The organism is Bradyrhizobium liaoningense (genome assembly GCF_018130785.1).
Classification (GTDB): Bacteria; Pseudomonadota; Alphaproteobacteria; order Rhizobiales; family Xanthobacteraceae; genus Bradyrhizobium; species Bradyrhizobium liaoningense_A.
In genome coordinates this window covers 155,240-173,212 of sequence record NZ_JAFCJT010000007.1, presented here as the reverse complement: position 1 = coordinate 173,212, position 17,973 = coordinate 155,240, and the positions used below count along the sequence as shown (strand labels likewise).

The window sequence follows — 17,973 nt, the reverse complement described above, 5'->3', positions numbered from 1 at the left end:
GGATGAATCTCGCGCTTGACATCTTCACCGTTTCGGCCGTCTCGGCGGGCGCGCTCTTCTTTTTGGCGGGGACGGTCGGCTTGCTCCGCTTCCCGGACTCGCTGACGCGCCTGCACGCCCTGACCAAGGTGGACAATCTTGGCCTTGGCCTTGTCGTCCTGGGTCTGTTGCCACAGACGAACGGACTATTCGGCGCGCTGAAGTTGGTGAGCATCTGGTTGCTGGTCCAATTGTCCGGCGCGATTGTTACACAGCTCATTGCAGGCACGGTGCGACGACGCGGATCAAATGGATGACCATCTTTGCTGTTTTCGACATCGGTCTAGTCGTCCTGATCCTGGGGATCGCGGTCTCGACGATCGCCGCGCGCGACGCGTTCGCAGCCGTTATCGGCTTCGTCGTCTACGGTTTGCTGTTGTCCATCGCCTGGGTCAGGCTCGCTGCGGTCGATGTCGCGCTGACGGAGGCCGCCATCGGCGGTGGAATGACCGGCATGTTGATGCTCGGTGCGGTCGCACGCCTGCGCTTTGCCGGGGGCAACGATATCAGCATCAGCCTGCCAGTGCGCTTTGCGACGGCGGTATTGTGCGCGCTTGTCGCGGCAGGCCTAGCCATCGCCGTCCTGTCCCCGCCTGATGCCATTCCCACGCTCGCACCTATGGTGATGGAAAATCTGGCGCAGAGCGGCCTCGGCAATCCCGTCGCCGGCGTTCTGTTCGTTTACCGCGCGCTCGACACGCTGCTCGAGAAAGTGGTCTTGATACTCGCGTTGCTCGGCGTCTGGTCGCTGGCGCCGGATAGCGTGTGGGGCGGAATACCAGGACTGCGTGTCTATGCACGACGAAGCAGCACGCTGACTTTTCTGGCCCAGCTTCTGCCACCGGTCGGAATCGTAGTCGCAATCTATATGTGCTGGGTCGGGGCGAAGGAACCGGGCGGCGCCTTTCAAGGCGGCACGGTCTTGGCCGCAATGTGGCTCCTCGTCATGATCGCAGGCTTGAAGCGTGTACCCTCGATCGGCCAGCCCTGGCTACGCCCGCTGCTCGTCGTCGGACCGGTGATCTTCCTTGCCATCGGGCTCGCAGGGATGGTGCTGGCGAACGCCTTTCTTGCCTATCCACCGGGCTACGCCAAACCGTTGATTGTCGCGGTCGAGGTCGCCTTGACACTTTCGATCGGTGTGGCTCTAGGCCTGCTTGCCGCAGGGCCGCTAGAACAGGCGCAACAGCAATGAACGCTGCAACGTTGTTTGGGCTAAGTGGCGCAGCACTGGTGGGAATTGGATTGTACGGGTTCGTCACAAATCCCGAGCCGCTACGTAAGATACTGGCATTCAACCTGCTGGGAAGCGGCGTGTTTCTAGTGTTCGGCGTCGTGTCCAGGAGGGCCGCAGCTTCCGGTCTCGGGGGCGATCCAGTCCCCCAGGCGATGGTCATCACCGCGATCGTCGTTGCCTTCGCCGCTACGGCCATGGCCATCGCGCTGGTGCTGCGACTTTTGCAGGAAACCGGCCGATCCACGCTCGGCGCCGATAGCCCCGGAGACACAGATAGGGTCAGCGGCAACTCCTGATGCCGGAGGCAAACGTCTTGCCCGACGCGACAACGACGGATGGAGCGCTCCTTGTTCTGGCGATCGTATCGCCGGCCGCGGGCGTTCTGTTGTCATTCGTCCTGGGCGGACAGTACGCTGAAAGGATTGCCGCCGTTCTGCTGCCCTCCGGCCTCTTCCTTGCGTCGATCATTTTCGTCGACGTGTGGCGAAGCGGCGATCGGCTGATCTACATCGTCGGAGATTGGACCCCCCCGCTCGGGATCGCGTTGCGCGCCGACGGGCTTTCGGCAGCGATGATGATGACAATGGCGATCGTGATCTGCGCGGTCGCGATCTTTGCACTCGCGGACTTCGGCACGCGTGCAGGGTCCGCCGAAGCCCGCGCTCCGTTCGCGTTCTGGATCCTGCTGATGGCGATCTGGGGCGCGATGAATATGGTCTTCCTGGGCGGAGATCTGTTCACATTATACGTCGCGATCGAGCTCCTCACCTTCGCCGCGGTACCGCTGGTCTGTCTTGATGGCCGGGCGGAGACATTGCAGGCCGCGCTGCGATACCTGCTCTTCGCCCTGCTCGGCTCGATTCTCTATCTGGTCGGAACGGCCCTGCTCTACGGCAGCTATGCAACGCTCGACATCGTCCTGCTCTCCCGCCGCATTCATATGGAACCCGCGACACTTGTCGCGGCAGCGCTGATGACCATCGGACTCTTCGCCAAGACGGCTCTCTTTCCACTGCATCTTTGGCTTCCGCCAGCCCATGCCGGTGCACCGGCCGCAGCCAGCGCGGTTCTGTCGGCGGTGGTGGTGAAGGGATCGTTCTTCATCGTCGTGCGGCTCTGGTTCGACGTCATGCCGGGAATGCTCGGTCCAGCCGGCGCACAACTGTTCGGCGGGTTGGGGGCGGCGGCGATTGTATTCGGCAGCGTCGTCGCCCTGCAACAGCAGCGGCTCAAGCTCCTGATCGCCTATTCAACGGTCGCGCAGATCGGTTACCTCTTCCTGATGTTTCCGCTCGCCCTCGACACGGTGTCTGCGGAGCTACAGTCCAGCGGCGCTTTGACCGGCGGGATGCTTCAGGCGATATCGCACGCGACAGCGAAGGCGGCCATGTTCATGGCCGCAGGAATTATCTACGCCGTGCTTGGACATGATCGCATCGCCGAGCTCGGAGGAGTCGCGCGGGCGATTCCCATGACAATCTTTGCATTCGCGCTCGGTGGAGTGTCCCTGATCGGGTTGCCGCCAAGTGGCGGCTTTCTGGCGAAATGGCTGCTGCTCGAGGCGGCGGTCGCGACCGGTCAATGGTGGTGGGCGATCGTGATGCTCGCGGGAGGCCTCTTCACGAGCGGCTACATGTTCATCGTACTGTCGCGTGCAGTTGCGCCGTCGGGTGAACCTCTCAAGCCCCGCGTCGCTGTGCCGAGATACCAGGAAGCAGCGGCGCTGGCGTTGGCGCTGACGTCGCTGTTGCTGGGTCTCGTCGCGTTCGGGCCTGTCGATATTCTCCAGGCTGGCCGCCTGGAATCAATGCTGGTTGGGCCGCGATGATTGGGGAAAGCACATTGCTGGCCAGCGCCTTCGTCGTGCCGCTCGGCATGCTCCTGGCATGCCTCTGGCCGCAGGCGCGGAACCGGATGCCTTCGCTGCTGGCGTTCGCCCCGTTCCCAGCGCTGGCAGCGGTGTTGCTTGTCGCCTCTGATTCCTCGCTCGCGATAGGGTCGACGCGCCTTCGTTTGACTTTCGCCATGGACCGCCCTGGAGCCATGCTGCTGGGCGTTTCGGCGCTGCTGTGGATCGCATCAGGTGCCTACGCTTCACAGTATCTGCAGGGCCGGCCGAACCACGCACAGTTCGTGGTGTGCTGGTTGATGACGCTGACTGGCTGCGTCGGGGTATTTCTGGCCGCCGACATGGTGGGCTTCTATTTCCTTCTCGCTCTGCTCACGCTCGGCGCCACAGGCCTCATCATCCACCACGAAACGCGCAGCGCATGGCGCGCCGGTGCGGTCTATATCGGGCTCGCCCTGCTGGCCGAAACCCTCCTGCTCATGGCCTTCGTGCTGCTGGCCGCGCAGATCCCGGGTGACAGCCTGTTGATCCGCGACGCCGCGGCGGTGCTGTCGGCCTCGCCGCAGCGCAATCTGATACTTGTCCTGTTGATAGCCGGCCTCGGCATGAAGGCCGGTCTCGTACCATTTCACTTCTGGATGCCACTGGCATATTCGGCCGCGCCGACGCCGGCCTCCGCTGTGCTCAGCGGTGCGGTCGTCAAGGCAAGCATCCTTGGCATGATCCGGTTTTTTCCGCTCGAAACCGCGCTGCCCGATTGGGGCACCGCCCTTGCAGCAACAGGGGGTTTTGCCGCGCTTTACGGCGTCGTGATTGGAATCACGCAACGCAATCCCAGGGTCGTGCTGGCCTATTCAAGCGTGAGCCAGATGGGATTCATCGTCGCGATCATTGGCATGGGAATGCTTGCGGGGGACGGCCGCGCCGCGCTGGCAGCGGCCTTCTATGCCGCGCACCACGTCCTGGTGAAGGGCGCGCTGTTCCTGTCGGTGGGCGTAATTGCCGCGACCGGCAGCCGACTTCTATGGCCGATGCTGCTGCCCCCGGCAATCATTGCGGTGGGCCTCGGCGGACTCCCGCTCACGGGCGGTGCATTGGCGAAATTCGTCGCCGACGAGTTGCTGGGAGATGGCACCGCGAGCACGATTGCAACGCTGTCCGCGGTCGGCACGACGCTGCTGATGTTGCAGTTCTTGCGCAGCCTGGCGAATACCGCATCGCAAGACCCGCAAGCGACGCCGGCCGTGGGACTTGTCTGGCCCTGGCTTGCGACCGCTGCAGTTTCGCTCGTTGTGCCGTGGACGCTGTATCTGACGGTCCCGGCCGGAACGCTGCCTGACCCGCTTTCGCCTGCGGTACTATGGAAGGCGCTTTGGCCCGTTCTCCTTGGCGCCGCACTGGCGGTTCCGCTGTGGCGTTGGTGGCGTTGGCTGCCTCGAATTCCCAAGGGAGACATCGTTGTGGCACTGGATGGTGGAATGCGGATGGCCGTCACATGGGGTAAGGCGCTGGAACGACTGGACTGTGTTCTTCGTCAATGGCCGACAGCCGGCGCATCGTTGCTTGTACTGACCATTGCGCTAGGTGCGGCGGTGCTCGCGCGATAGAAATGGCGCGCAGGATCACCGGACGCGAACGCTTTCCTTTATCCCATTCGAATCGAATGGGCATCCGAAATTAAACCATGGCGACTTTCCCCGTGGGAAGATCATATACGGCACCGACCACGCGGAGCTTCTTCTTCGCCACCATCTCCGCCAGAATCGGGGTTGCCTGTTCCAGTCGCTCTACATTATGGCGTACATTCGCGACGACCGCGCGCTGCTCGAGATCCGGCCCGGCTTGCTTCATTTCCCCTTCAATACCCGGCTTCATGGCCCGCACCAGATCCGCAATGTGCCCGGGCAGATCGTTGCCTTTCTGAAGTGCCGCCACGGCGGCATTGACAGCGCCACAACTGCTGTGGCCGAGCACCATGATCAACTTGGTGCCAAGCACTGCAGCGCCAAACTCCAAACTCGCAAGACCTTCGGTCGTTACGAAATTGCCCGCAACGCGAACAACAAACAGATCTCCTGGTCCTTGATCAAATGCCAGTTCGGGTGCGATCCGAGAATCCGCGCAGCCTAGAATCGCTGCAAAGGGAGCCTGACCAAGTGCACGGCTTGCGCGTCCGGCAGAGAAATCCCGCTCGCGTGGTTGATTCGCGACATAGCGCTCATTGCCCTCGGTCAATAGGTTCAGCGCTGCATCTGGCGTGTCGGCAGCCGATGAGGGCTGAGCTTGGGCGGCACGCCCGACAAGGGGAAGCGTCGCGAGCACGGCGCTCCCTAGCAACAGCGACCGACGGCTGGGCCCCTCTCGCGAACAAGAATCGCACATAAGATTTCTCCTTCCCTGTTTTCATTATCCCCCCTTGCTCTCCTCGCCTGCATCCGCTCCGCGCCTCTGAGATCGTCGTGCCCTAGCGTCGCCCGCCCATCAGTCGTAGCAGCATCATGAAAAGGTTGATGAAGTTGAGGTAGAGCGAAAGCGCGCCCATCACGGCCTTGCGGCCTGCAGAAGTGGCGTCATCGCCGCGGTCGTACATGGCCTTGATCCGCTGGGTATCGTAGGCGGTGAGGCCCGCAAAGACACCGACGCCGATGATGGAAATGATCCAGTCCAGCCCGCTCGATCTCAGGAACAGATTGACCAGGCTCGCGATAATGATGCCGACCAGACCCATGAACAGGAAAGTTCCGAATCCCGACAGGTTTCGCTGGGTGGTGTAGCCCCAGATACTGAGCGCACCGAAAGCCGCCGCCGAGATAAGGAACACCCGCGTGATCGAGGATTGCGTGTAGATGTGAAAAATGGTCGACAATGAAACCCCGACCAGGGCCGCATAGAGGAAGAACAATGCTCGCGCAGTTTCCGCTGACAACGTATTGATCCGTGCGCTGATGAAAAACACCAGCCCCAGCGGTGCCAGTATCAACACCCACATCAGCGGGCTCTGAAGCAATTCAGGGCCGGTGAACTGATAGGTTAAAAACGCGACAACGCCGGTGAGGCCAACACCCGCGGCCATATAGTTGTACACGCGCAGCATGTGAGCGCGCAGGCCGGCGTCTATCGCGATGGCGGCGTCGGCGGGAAGACCGGGCGCGCCTGCATTTCGATCGTAATCTGACATGGTCTTGTCCTCCCTGATCCCGACGACCGCCGGTGCGCTTCTTACCGAAGCCCGTAAGCCTAACCTGCCATCAATCGGATTTCTGTTGTTGCTGGCGCAGCTGAATATTGCGCTCGCTCTTCCCTCGCGGCAACGCCGTCGTGTGCGGCCGCCGTCGACTGCGGACTCCATGCGACACTCGCGGGCTGGCATTCTTGGCAGCAGTATCGCCCGCGCCCGCGGTACGGACATCGTCCCTGACAGCATCCATTGCCAGGCTGCGTTCGACGGAAGCGCCGGGTCTTGCGGCAGCAGCGAACGCCGCGCACATGACCACCATTCCCACACCCGCCATCGCAGTGAGGCGCTTCATGACCACTTGGCTCCCTTGGTCATTGGGGCTCCCTCCCGTCACGGCCTTTGCCTGATCGGGAAATTCGCCCGTCCTGGGCACGAAGGCCACTGGATGCATATCGCCCCAATAAGACCAGAACGCCATGGCGAGCCCCCCAAGGAACGCCACAGCCAGAATCAAGAGCAGTGCGGATTGCCGGCCCGACGAGATCGCCGGAACCGTCAGCGCCAACGAGAGATCGCCTGCACGCGTGTCTCCACGCCGCACCGACGATGTTTGCGGGAGACTGCGCTACTGTCGCACCGCACGGCATCGGATGATCACCTCAATGGAGATGAGGAATTACCCTGAAAGACAAATGCCGCCGCCTGTATTTCCCTGCCTGGATAGACTCGTTCAGGAGCGGAAGAACGCGGCGATGCACACGAGGTCAACGAGGTTCCCAGATCGGCGCGTCAGCGAACAAGCCGCCCTCGGCAAAACAGATGCCGTAGATCAGGACCACCCCGAAGGAGACGCTGATCAGGCCCGATGCCACGCGAAGGCGCCAATTGAACTTCGGCAGATTGACAGCCGTGAACGTAAACGGCGCCGACAGGATCAGCGTGATCAGCATCATTCCAAGGATAGTCCCGAGCCCGAATAGCAGCAGATACCCGAGCGCGGCCATCGGTTCGCGGATAATAGACAGGATCATCAGGGCGATTGCGGCTGACCCTGCCAGGCCGTGCACGAGGCCGACCACGAAGGGTCGCAGCCAGCCGTAGAACGCGATTCGGCTGAGCCCGCTGCGGTCGAGCCGCGCCAATGGCGCTTGCTCGTCGGCGTGCCCGTGCGCGCCGACGCCATGACCATGCGGGTGCCGGTGCAAATAGTCGCCGTGTGCATGGAGATGATCGTGGACGTCGAGCTCATGTGCGCCGGGAACGCCCTCATGCGCGTGGGCCACACCGCCCGTGCGGCAAATGCCTGCCAGGGTGAGCACACCGAGCAGGACGAGCATGATGCCGACGGCAAATTCCATCGACATGCCGAGCCGCGGCGGAATGACGACCCCGAACACGATGATTGCCGCGCCGACTGCCATGACCGTCACGGTGTGTCCGACCCCCCAGGCGGCGCCAATCAGCGCCGCACCCGCCAAGCCTCGCTCGCGACTGACGATGGTCGCAATGGCGACCACGTGGTCGGCGTCGGTTGCATGCCGCATCCCGAGGAATAAGCCGAGAAACAGGAAGGACGCAACGTTCAGGGTGGCTTCGGTCATTGCGCACGTTTCAAGATGGCATCGAAGCCAAGGCACTTTCGCGCGGAAAACCTGGGACGATAGGTCCATCCGCAACGGCTGGTCCATCAGGGCAATTCCGATAGACGACCGGGGGAGAACCCTGATTGACACTTCCAGTTGTGGGGCACCTACTATCGGGTAGTTTCGTTGAACGGAGATTCTGACGACCGTTCCGCGGAACCAACAGCCACCTGCTTTTCCCAAAGCAAAGCAGGCAGGCAGGCAGAGCCGGAGGATTGCATGCAGCTCACTCCGAGAGAGTTCGACAAGCTGCTCGTCTACATGATGGCAGATGTCGCGTTAAAGCGAAGAGCCAAGGGCCTCAAGCTCAATTATCCCGAAGCCGTCGCGGTCATATCAGCGGTCGCTCTTGACGGCGCGCGCGCCGGGAAAACGATCGAAGACGTAACCAAGGAGGCGCGTACCGTGCTGACCAAGGCTGATGTGATGGATGGCGTCGCCGATCTTATTCCGATGGTTCAAATCGAGGCGGTGTTCACCGACGGCAGCCGCCTGGTGACGGTGCACACGCCCGTCCAGTGAGTGCCTGACAGGAGGCTAACATGGCTGGACCAAAAGTGGGCCCCGCTGTCGCCGCAAATATCGACCCGGCGACAGAGGACGTACCGGTCGGCGGTTACGTGTGCAGTTCAGCGGCGATCACATTCGATGCCGATCGTCCGGTGACGACGCTTAAGGTGCGCAATGCCGGTGATCGCCCGATACAGGTCGGATCGCACTTTCATTTTTTCGAAGTCAATCCTGCGCTGGAATTCGATCGCGCAGCGGCCTTCGGGTTGCGCCTGAACATCCCGTCATCAACCGCAACACGGTTCGAGCCCGGGGACGAACGCGAGGTTCAACTCGTTCCCTACGGCGGCAACCGGGCCGTCTATGGTTTCAACAATCTCGTCGATGGTCCCACCGCAGGCCAGGACGCCGCCACGGTCAAATCCAAGGCGGTGGCGCTGGCAGCGAAGCGGGGTTTCCGCTCGATATAGGACGCGAGGTCACGTCCAAAGGCAAATCTTGAACGAGGGCCAGTATGCCTACCATGTCTCGGAAAGAATATGTCGGCCTCTTCGGTCCGACGACGGGTGATCGCATCCGATTGGGCGATACCGGCTTGTTCGTCGAGATTGAGCGCGATTTACGCGGTGGCTACGGCGACGAGCTCGTCTTCGGCGGCGGCAAGAGCATGCGTGAAGGCATGGGCATGGACAATCAGGTGACGCGGGCGGGCGGTGCTCCTGATCTCGTGATCACCAACGTGACCGTGATTGACGCCGTGCTGGGCGTGGTAAAGGCGGATGTGGGAATCAGGGACGGCCGCATCAGTGCGATCGGCAAGGCCGGCAATCCGCAGACGATGGATCGCGTTACACCTGGCCTGGAGATCGGCCTTACCACCGATGCCATCTCGGGCTCACATCTGATCCTGACGGCCGCCGGGATCGATACACACATTCACTTCATTTCTCCGCAGCAGGCGCAGGCAGCGCTCTCAAACGGCACCACGACCTTGATCGGTGGCGGTACCGGTCCTTCGGACGGCTCCTACGCGACGACGGTCACGTCGGGTCCCGGAAACATCAGAATGATGTTACGCGCGTTCGAAAACTGGCCGCTCAACGTCGGCATTCTCGGCAAGGGGCACGGACACGGCAAGGCGGCCCTGGTTGAACAGATCGAGGCGGGCGCGGTCGGCGTGAAATGTCATGAAGACTGGGGCACCACCCCCGCGGTGCTTCGGTCCGCGCTGACAGTCGCAGACGAGACCGACACTCAAGTGTGCATCCATACCGACACGCTGAACGAATCCGGTTTCGTCGACGATTCGATCGAGGCATTCGAGGGGCGGACGGTCCATTCGTTTCATACCGAAGGATCCGGCGGCGGCCACGCCCCTGACATCATCAAGATCGCGGGCCTTCCCAACGTCTTGCCGTCTTCGACCAACCCCACGCTCCCCTACGGCATCAATTCGCAGGCGGAGCTCTATGACATGATCATGGTCTGTCACCACCTCAGCCCCGACATCCCGTCGGACGTTGCGTTCACCGAGAGCCGTATCCGCGCTGAAACCATCGCCGCGGAAAACGTCCTTCAGGATCTCGGCGTAATCTCGATGTTCTCAAGCGATTCCCAGGCCATGGGACGCATCGGCGAATGCTGGCTGCGTTGCATCCAGACCGCTGATGCGATGAAGACTGGACGCGGCAAGCTGCCGGAGGACGCGCCCGGCAACGACAATTTCCGGGTGCTGCGCTACGTGGCGAAGATCACGATCAACCCGGCGATCACGCATGGTATTGCCGACGTGCTGGGCTCCGTCGAGGTCGGCAAGATCGCCGACCTCGTCCTGTGGGAGCCGGCGTTCTTCGGCGCCAAGCCGAAGCTTGTGATCAAGAACGGCTTTATAAGCTGGGCGGTGATGGGCGACCCAAACGCGTCGCTGCCGACGCCGCAGCCCACCTACTATCGGCCCATGTTCGGCGCCTACGGTGATGCGTTGGCGGCCAACTGCATCACGTTCGTCTCCGGCGTCGCTCACACTGCCGGGATCAAGGAGCAGCTGGGGCTTCGCCGGCAGGTGATGCCGGTGCGAAACGTGCGCAAGATCGGCAAGCGCGATATGGTCCGAAATGCCGGGACTCCGAAAATTGAAGTAAGTCCGGAGACTTTCGCCGTGACCGTCGACGGCAAGCACGCGACCGTGCAGCCATTGACGACGATCTCGCTAAACCAGAAGTATTTCTTTAGTTGAGGAGCGTGCCGTGATCGTCATCCAGACCGTTCTCGGCAACATCGGCGATCGCGAATGGGCCGAGCGCCTGTCTGCCGCGAACACGGACTTGCTGGAGATCGACCAGTGGGAAGCGCAGAAGAGCCGCTTTCGCAAGACGACTGCAAAGGGTGTGGAGATCGCAGTCTCGATCGACCGCGGCACCCATATCCGCGACGGCGACGTGCTGCTCTGGGATGCCCAAGCGCTCTCGGCGCTTGTCGCGCGAATCGAACTGCGTGACGTGATGATCGTGCATCTGGACGGTCTAGCGAGACTCGTGCCCGAAGTGGCAATGCGCACCTGCGTTGAACTTGGCCACGCCATGGGTAATCAGCATTGGCCGGCATTGGTCAAGGACAATCTCGTCTATGTCCCGCTCACCGTCGATCGCAAGGTGATGGCATCCGTCATGAATACCCACCGTTTTGAGGGAATCCGCTACGAGTTCGTATCCCGCCGAGAGGTCGTTCCCTACCTCGCCCCGCATGAATCACGTCGGCTCTTCGGTGGTGCAGAGGGGCCGGTGCATTCGCACACCCATGAGAACTATGCCGGTGTCGAGGCCGAGACGGGACGTGTGTACGGACGCCCACCGACGCACGTCCATCCTCATCAGGAAGCCCCCGCCCAGGGACGAATATCGCCAGCAACGGCCGGTTCTGCTCATGACCATCGAGAATGATGGCGTCGATGCGACGAGAAGCACCGCATTTCTTTCGCGGATGCTGCAGTTTGGAGACTCGATGTTTCCCATTGGCGCATTCGCGTTCTCTTCCGGCCTCGAATCCGCCATTCAGAAAGGTGTCGTCACCGACGCGGCTACGCTTCGAGCGTTCGCGCGCACCGCGTTGGAGCAGGCGGCGCGCGGCGATTGTATCGCGCTGATCGCCGCGCATCGGGCGGCAACGGCCAGCGACGTCGATACCCTTGCCCGGATCGATGCGCAGGTATATTCGCGCAAGCTTTCAGACGAAGTGCGGACAATGTCAGTTCGCATGGGCAAGAAGTTCACGGAGATGGGCGTGGAGGTAGTGGGCGCGCCGCTGCTTCGCACCTGGCGTGAATGCATTGAAAAGTCCGTTACCCCCGGTTGCTACCCGATAGCCCTGGCCATCAATTTTGCCGTACAGGATCTGCCTGCCAGCCAGGCGTTTGTCGTACACCAGTATGGCGTTGCGACAACGATCCTTGGTGCGGCCTTACGATTGATGAAAGTCAGCCACATCGAGACGCAGAAGATTCTCTTCGAGCTTACCGGGCAAACGGAAGGGATGTACGCGACCGTCGCGGCGGCGCGGCTGTCGGACATGGCGGGCTTTGCTCCGTTGACGGAAATTCTGACGGCGATCCACACCAGGGCCCATGTGCGCCTGTTCATGAGCTGACGTTGAAGGGAGCTTCTGATGTCGAACAATATCACGCGCATCGGCATCGGCGGGCCGGTCGGATCAGGCAAGACCGCGATCGTGGAAGCCATTACACCGCGCTTGCTAGACCTCGGCATCAAGGTGCTTATCATCACCAATGACGTGGTAACGACCGAAGACGCCAAGCACGTTCAGCGTACGCTCAAGGGTGTTCTGCTCCAGGAACGTATTCTCGGAGTGGAGACAGGTGCCTGCCCTCATACTGCGGTGCGCGAAGATCCAAGCATGAACCTCGCAGCGGTCGAGGATATGGAACAGCGTTTTCCGGATAGCGACGTTGTGCTGATCGAAAGCGGCGGCGATAATCTCACGCTGACCTTTTCGCCGGCGCTGGTGGACTACTTCATTTATGTAATCGACGTCGCCGCGGGCGATAAGATCCCTCGCAAGAACGGACCCGGGATCACGTATTCCGACATCCTGGTGATCAATAAAACAGATCTTGCCCCCTATGTCGGGGCCAGCCTTGACGTGATGGAGCAGGATTCGCGGATGATGCGCGGTAGCAAGCCGTTCCTGTTCACGAACTGCAAGACGGGGGAAGGCATTCCGGAGTTGGTCGCGCTGATCGAGCGGGAATTTCTGTTCGATATCAATCCGCGCGCGCGGCGCTCAGCATGATACCGGCGGCCTTTCCTCCCTGGACACGCGCTGAAACGCTCGGCGCATCGATGCCGGAATTCGCCTCGTTCCAGGACGAGCCGCCGCAAATGAGCAGCGGCACTGTGGGCAAGACGGGCTTCCTCCGTCTGGGCTTCGAGCGCCGCTCGGGCGAGACGATCCTGGCAAACCTGGAACGCCGTTCTCCCTACATGGTGCAGCGCGCGTTGCATTGCGACGAACAAATGCCAGGTTTGGCCTACGTGTTCCTGATCACCACCACGGGCTGCCTGCTGCAGGGAGACAGGCTCGGTCTGGACATCACCCTTCATCCGGGCGCGCAAGCTCACCTCACCTCCCAATCGGCAACCAAGATCCATGCGATGGACGCCAATTACGCGGCGCAAAGCCAAGCTATTGCGCTTGCCGACGACGCATACCTGGAGTTTCTTCCCGAGCCCGTGATCCCGCACCGGCACTCTCGGTTTGTCAGCGACACACAAATCTCCGTTGCTCCGTCAGCCACATTGCTGCTCTCGGAAATCATTCAACCGGGCCGAAAGCACCATCATCCCGACGAGTGCTTCGGAGCAACCGTGCTGTCGGTATCAACGGCAGCGGCGCGGCCCGATGGTCGTTCCTTGTTCTCCGAGAAGCTGGTAATCGAACCGCGGCGATATGCGATGCGGCAGACTGGCGTGATGGATTCCTTTGATGTGTTCGCCAACGTGATCCTGTGCGCCCCCAAGGACAAGGCAGACCGGATCCACGAGCGCGCGGGGGCCGATGTCAACCTTGCGGACGGTGTTGCGTTCGGAGCCTGTCGTTTGCCCAATGATGCTGGCGTGATCTTCAAGGTATTGGGCCGCGAAACCGCGCAAGTGAAAGCCAAGGTGCGCGAGTTCTGGAGCGTGGTGCGTCAGGAGATCATCGGCGCCGCGCTGCCACCGCCCTATCTATGGCGCTAGCGGACCAACGGCACCAACAGGTGATCTCCAACAGCTGATGTCGACACGTTCGAGGAGGCAGCAGTGGAAACGATCTTGGCAAAGTGGGAAGGCCTCGCCGCGTCGTCAGGCATCGTGCGGTTCCTGGACATCAATTTGCGCGGCATCGGGCAAGTCATGTTTCAGAACAACCCGCTAACCGGGATTCTCTTTCTGGCCGCGATCGGCTGGGCTTCATACGCGGCTGGCGTCCCCCGAGTGGTAATTGCCGGTGTCCTCGCTGTCGTCGTGGCAAACCTGACGGCGCAATGGCTTAACGCCGATCGCGAGTCACTCCATGCAGGGCTCTACGGATACAACGGCGTCCTTGTCGGACTTGCGTTGGCGACATTTCTGGCTCCGAACGCACTCATGTGGATCTATGTGGTGTTGGGCGCGGCGGTTTCGGTCATCGCGATGCTTGGGACTGTCAACGCCCTCAAGCCCTGGGGTGTATCCAGCCTCACGTTTCCGTTCGTGCTCACGACATGGCTGCTTCTGCTGGCCACGTATGGATTTTCCGGCCTCGTGGGGGCTGCACTACCGGCTGGCAACGTTGTCGTTGCGTTTCACCCCTACGAGGCCAGCCCACTCAAGCTGATCGACCTCCTCCAGGGTGTGCTTCAAAGCGTCTCACAGGTCTTCCTGAAGGCGAACGGCGTGGCCGCCCTGCTACTGCTCGTCGGTCTGGCGGTGAACTCATTGAGTGCCGCCGCATTCGCTCTCGCCGGTGCGATAGTGGCAGTTCTGACGGCCCATCTTTTTGGCGCCGAAAGCGAGCTGATCACCGGCGGTCTTCTCGGTTTCAGCCCTGTTCTGACGGCGATCGCACTGGGTGCCGTGTTCTACCGACCGAGCTGGCGGGTCGCGATCTACGCCATGCTGGGCACGCTGGTGACGGTCATCGCACAAGCGGCACTGAACGTTGCCTTGACGCCTCTCGCCATCCCTGCGCTTACGGCGCCGTTCGTGTTCGTCACATGGATCTTCCTTCTTCCACGTCAATGCTTCGAGCCGGCCGCGGCAGACGATGCCGAGACAGTGCGCACAAGCTAGATTTCCATTTTTTTGGAGCTCACATGTCCGGCATGATTTGCGCAGCGCTCCTGGACCAGCGCGGACGTCACCAAATCGCAGATTTGAGGTTGTTGCTGGTGGAGGGCTGAACGATGGGACTCGTCGGAATACTGCTCGGGCTCGCTCTGTTGATGTGGCTCGCCTATCGAGGGTGGAGTGTACTCATGGTGGCGCCGGTGGCTGCCATGCTGGCCGCGGCGATTTCGGGTGAGCCGCTTCTCGCTCATTGGACGCAGACCTTTATGCCCGGTGCTGGCCGATTCGTTACGCAGTGGTTTCCGATGTTCCTGCTTGGCGGGTTGTTCGGCAAGCTGATGGACGACAGCGGTTCGATCACCTCTATCGCGCGTTTTCTGACTGAACGGTTGGGAACACACCGCACGATGCTCTCAGTGGTGCTGGCTTCGGCAGCGGTGACCTACGGCGGCGTGAGCGTCTTTGTTGCCTTTTTCGTGTTGGTCCCCATGGCGAAAGAGATGTTCCAGGCTGCGAACATCCCGCGTCGCTTGATGCCGGCGACCATCGGTCTCGGGGCGTTCACGTTCACGATGTCGGCAATGCCGGGAACGCCGTCTGTCAACAATGCCATTCCGATGCCGTACTTCGGCACAACGACCTTCGCGGCGCCGGGTCTGGGTATCATCGCTTCGATCATCATTTTTGTCATCGGCATGTGGTGGCTCCGCCGTGCAGAAAGCGCCGCGCGCAGGGCCGGCGAGGGCTATGATCACAGTTCGGAGGTGTCTCCCGCCATCGACGAGACCGTTCGCATGCAGGCGTCAGCTGCCGGCGATTTCGATCCAGCTGAATTTCAGCATGGCAAGCACAGTGCTAGTCTCCCCCCCTTTGTGATTGCCGCATTGCCGCTGGTTGTGGTCATCTGTACGAACTTCCTACTGTCGCTAGTCGTCCTCCCACGGCTGGATTTTTCGTTCTTGGCCAAAGAGGTGTGGGGCGAGACCACGATCGGAGCGGTGGCCGGCGTCTGGTCGGTTGTTATTGCGCTCGCGACTGCGACCCTGACCGTCATTGTCTTCAACTTCAGGCGTTTCCCGGCGTTGCGGGAAAGTTTGGATGCTGGCGCCGCCTCCTCCGTCATGCCAATCCTGATGATTGCCAGTCTCGTCGGCTTTGGGGCTGTCATTGCCGCGCTGCCCGCGTTCGCGGACGTACGTGACGCGCTACTCGCGGTTGGCGGAGGCCCCCTTATCTCTCTCACGATCGCCGTGAACGCGCTCGCTGCGCTTACCGGCACCGCCTCCGGGGGAATGGCAATCGTGCTCAATATACTCGGCGACACCTTCTTGCGGCTCGCCGCCGAGCACGGCATCAATCCTGAGCTGATGCATCGCGTGACCACGATTGGCGCTGGCACGCTCGATGCGCTGCCGCACAACGGCACGGTCCTGTTGCTGCTTCAGATCAGCGGGCTGACCCATCGCGAGAGTTACTTCGATATGGTGATGACCGTGATCGTCACCTGCATCATCGCACTTGCTGCTGTCCTTGTCCTGGGCACGGTGTTCGGGTCATTTTGACGATTTCAGATCCAGCAATTCAAGCTTGGTTCTCGACTGAAGTTCAGAGCGGATACGCTGGAGTGGAGTAACTCGCTCGAGGCGATCCCCCGCTCTGCGAGCTGTCGGGGGTTCGAGTCGGGAGAGTACTGCCGCCTCTCCCCACACGACGCAAATCTGCGATATTTGCTCCGATCGCCCGCCTGAACTCAGAAGCTGGTCGAACGGTGGGTTCAATTCGGGGACCGCAACAACCTCCCCCAAAGACTTCCGCCGGTCGTGATCTGCCTGCGTTTGTAAGGATTTGATCCGCTCTCTTCGTGAAGGCAGACTTTGGCGGTTGCTAGCTGCAGGTCGGCCATGGCCATGCCCGGACATCGCCACAGGCGGGGCTGGCTGACATGTCACTTGCTTGACACCTTTCGTAGCGTTGGTCTCTAATCCGCACGCGAGTCCTGAGGCTGGAGGTGAAATTTTCGCCGCCAATCAAGAATGAAGCCAACTGCTCCGCCAGGCGAGTGCCGGGTAAAGGAGCGGAGGCTAAAAATAGCTTCCTGGGAGGGAACAATGGACAGACGCCAGACACTCAAAATGCTTGGTGGTGCGGCGGTGATCGCCGGTACCGGTTTTCCGGGGTTTGCTTTTGCGCAGGCTCAAAAGGAAATGGTCACGGTCGTGAAGATCGCCGGCATTCCGTGGTTCAACGCTCTTGAAAAGGGAATCCAGAAGGGCGCCAAGGACTTCAGCATCAATGCCACCATGGTTGGACCGGCGAACGTCGATCCGGCACAACAGGTAAAGCTGCTCGATGATCTGATCGCCAAGAAGGTCAACGTGATCGGCTTGGTGCCGCTGGACGTCAAAGTGTGCGAGCCGGTGCTCAAGCGCGCCCAGGCGGCCGGCATCAAAGTCATCACCCATGAGGGCCCCGAACAGGAAGGCCGTGACTGGAACGTGGAATTGATCGATTCCGTTCGCTTCGGTGAAGTGCAGATGGAGCGTCTCGCCAAGGACATGGGCGGCGAAGGCGACTACGTGGTTTATGTCGGGACCTTGACGACGCCGCTTCACAACAAATGGGCCGACGCCGCGATTGCCTATCAGCAGAAGAATTTCCCGAAAATGAAGCTCGTCGCCGACCGTTTCCCCGGCGCCGACGAGATCGATACCAGCCAGCGCACGACGCTTGACGTGATCAAGGCCTATCCGAACCTGCGCGGCATTCTCGGCTTCGGCTCGAATGGACCGATCGGGGCCGGCAATGCGGTGCGCCAACAACGCCTTGGCAAGAAGATCGCCGTGGTCGGCACCGTGCTGCCGAGCCAGGCGAAATCGCTCATCGCGGATGATACCATCCGCGAAGGTTTCCTGTGGAATCCCACCGATGCAGGTTACGCTATGGTTGCAGTTGCCAAGCTCGTGCTTGATGGCAAGCCAATCACGGATGGCGTCGATGTTCCCGGCCTCGGCAAGGCAGCGGTCGATGTGGCCGGCAAGCAGATCAAGGTCGACAAGATCATGCGGATCAACAAAGAAACCATCGACGGACTGATCGCCGGAGGACTCTAGAACTACACCGGCCCCAGCCGCCTCGTCGCGCCGCATTCCCGGCTTTCCGGCCGGGAATGCGATCCGCGTCGAGGCGATCGCTTG

The 17,973-nt window shown here is 61.2% G+C and carries 19 protein-coding genes; 15 read left to right on the top strand and 4 right to left on the bottom strand.

The genetic code is table 11. The features are described 5' to 3' along the window. Nucleotides 1-2: 2 nt before the first annotated feature. Genes JQ627_RS18175 through JQ627_RS18155 form a run of 5 tightly spaced genes read left to right on the top strand, consistent with a single transcriptional unit; the run spans nucleotide 3 to nucleotide 4,732 of the window. The gene (locus JQ627_RS18175) at nucleotides 3-296 is read left to right on the top strand and encodes a monovalent cation/H(+) antiporter subunit G (RefSeq protein WP_212485517.1); all 294 of its coding nucleotides are present in this window, start codon (nucleotides 3-5) and stop codon (nucleotides 294-296) included. Continuing rightward, nucleotides 293-1,234 (top strand): hydrogenase subunit MbhD domain-containing protein, encoded by a 942-nt coding sequence (locus JQ627_RS18170; RefSeq protein WP_212485516.1) that lies wholly within the window; start codon nucleotides 293-295, stop codon nucleotides 1,232-1,234. Before JQ627_RS18175 ends, JQ627_RS18170 begins: the two co-directional genes overlap by 4 nt. Beyond that, on the top strand, nucleotides 1,231-1,572 hold the full coding sequence (locus tag JQ627_RS18165; protein ID WP_212485515.1) for an NADH-quinone oxidoreductase subunit K: 342 nt from the start codon (nucleotides 1,231-1,233) through the stop codon (nucleotides 1,570-1,572). The genes JQ627_RS18170 and JQ627_RS18165 overlap by 4 nt, the downstream gene beginning before the upstream one ends. A 17-nt stretch (nucleotides 1,573-1,589) precedes the next feature. After that, nucleotides 1,590-3,104, top strand: coding sequence for a complex I subunit 5 family protein (locus JQ627_RS18160; RefSeq protein WP_249143158.1), 1,515 nt, complete (start codon nucleotides 1,590-1,592; stop codon nucleotides 3,102-3,104). Between the two features lie 14 nt (nucleotides 3,105-3,118). Then, complete coding sequence (locus tag JQ627_RS18155; RefSeq protein ID WP_212485513.1) at nucleotides 3,119-4,732, top strand: complex I subunit 5 family protein; 1,614 nt, start codon at nucleotides 3,119-3,121, stop codon at nucleotides 4,730-4,732. Between the two features lie 70 nt (nucleotides 4,733-4,802). Here JQ627_RS18155 and JQ627_RS18150 read toward each other — a convergent pair whose 3' ends face one another. The 4 genes from JQ627_RS18150 to JQ627_RS18135 all read right to left on the bottom strand — a co-directional run bounded on the left by JQ627_RS18150 (nucleotide 4,803) and on the right by JQ627_RS18135 (nucleotide 7,904). Then, entirely contained in the window at nucleotides 4,803-5,507 is a 705-nt protein-coding gene (locus JQ627_RS18150; protein ID WP_212485512.1) for a carbonic anhydrase, read from the bottom strand. 82 nt (nucleotides 5,508-5,589) lie between these two features. Next, nucleotides 5,590-6,303 (bottom strand): Bax inhibitor-1/YccA family protein, encoded by a 714-nt coding sequence (locus JQ627_RS18145; RefSeq protein WP_212485511.1) that lies wholly within the window; start codon nucleotides 6,301-6,303, stop codon nucleotides 5,590-5,592. Nucleotides 6,304-6,373: 70 nt separating this feature from the next. Next, the gene (locus tag JQ627_RS18140) at nucleotides 6,374-6,868 is read right to left on the bottom strand and encodes a hypothetical protein (RefSeq protein WP_212485510.1); all 495 of its coding nucleotides are present in this window, start codon (nucleotides 6,866-6,868) and stop codon (nucleotides 6,374-6,376) included. A gap of 199 nt (nucleotides 6,869-7,067) precedes the next feature. Then, a complete protein-coding gene (locus JQ627_RS18135) occupies nucleotides 7,068-7,904 on the bottom strand; it encodes a hypothetical protein (protein WP_212485509.1) in 837 nt (278 codons plus the stop codon). A 261-nt stretch (nucleotides 7,905-8,165) separates the two neighbouring features. On the opposite strand from JQ627_RS18135, the gene JQ627_RS18130 reads away from it, so the two are divergent. From JQ627_RS18130 to JQ627_RS18085, 10 genes are all read left to right on the top strand, one after another. Next, nucleotides 8,166-8,468, top strand: coding sequence for an urease subunit gamma (locus JQ627_RS18130; RefSeq protein ID WP_212485508.1), 303 nt, complete (start codon nucleotides 8,166-8,168; stop codon nucleotides 8,466-8,468). 20 nt (nucleotides 8,469-8,488) lie between these two features. Further along, on the top strand, nucleotides 8,489-8,926 hold the full coding sequence (locus JQ627_RS18125; RefSeq protein WP_212485507.1) for an urease subunit beta: 438 nt from the start codon (nucleotides 8,489-8,491) through the stop codon (nucleotides 8,924-8,926). A gap of 44 nt (nucleotides 8,927-8,970) precedes the next feature. Next, the gene (locus tag JQ627_RS18120) at nucleotides 8,971-10,692 is read left to right on the top strand and encodes an urease subunit alpha (RefSeq protein WP_212485506.1); all 1,722 of its coding nucleotides are present in this window, start codon (nucleotides 8,971-8,973) and stop codon (nucleotides 10,690-10,692) included. 10 nt (nucleotides 10,693-10,702) lie between these two features. Further along, complete coding sequence (ureE, locus tag JQ627_RS39635) at nucleotides 10,703-11,395, top strand: urease accessory protein UreE (protein ID WP_212485505.1); 693 nt, start codon at nucleotides 10,703-10,705, stop codon at nucleotides 11,393-11,395. Continuing rightward, nucleotides 11,379-12,098: an urease accessory protein UreF gene (locus JQ627_RS18110; protein WP_212485504.1), complete on the top strand. Its 720-nt coding sequence runs from the start codon at nucleotides 11,379-11,381 to the stop codon at nucleotides 12,096-12,098. Before ureE ends, JQ627_RS18110 begins: the two co-directional genes overlap by 17 nt. An 18-nt stretch (nucleotides 12,099-12,116) precedes the next feature. Next, complete coding sequence (gene ureG / locus JQ627_RS18105; RefSeq protein WP_212485503.1) at nucleotides 12,117-12,761, top strand: urease accessory protein UreG; 645 nt, start codon at nucleotides 12,117-12,119, stop codon at nucleotides 12,759-12,761. Next, entirely contained in the window at nucleotides 12,758-13,708 is a 951-nt protein-coding gene (locus tag JQ627_RS18100) for an urease accessory protein UreD (protein ID WP_212485502.1), read from the top strand. Before ureG ends, JQ627_RS18100 begins: the two co-directional genes overlap by 4 nt. A gap of 63 nt (nucleotides 13,709-13,771) precedes the next feature. After that, nucleotides 13,772-14,782: an urea transporter gene (yut, locus tag JQ627_RS18095; protein ID WP_212485501.1), complete on the top strand. Its 1,011-nt coding sequence runs from the start codon at nucleotides 13,772-13,774 to the stop codon at nucleotides 14,780-14,782. A 113-nt stretch (nucleotides 14,783-14,895) separates the two neighbouring features. After that, nucleotides 14,896-16,341 (top strand): GntP family permease, encoded by a 1,446-nt coding sequence (locus JQ627_RS18090; RefSeq protein WP_212485500.1) that lies wholly within the window; start codon nucleotides 14,896-14,898, stop codon nucleotides 16,339-16,341. A 546-nt stretch (nucleotides 16,342-16,887) separates the two neighbouring features. After that, the gene (locus JQ627_RS18085; protein ID WP_212485597.1) at nucleotides 16,888-17,889 is read left to right on the top strand and encodes an autoinducer 2 ABC transporter substrate-binding protein; all 1,002 of its coding nucleotides are present in this window, start codon (nucleotides 16,888-16,890) and stop codon (nucleotides 17,887-17,889) included. Nucleotides 17,890-17,973: the final 84 nt, after the last annotated feature.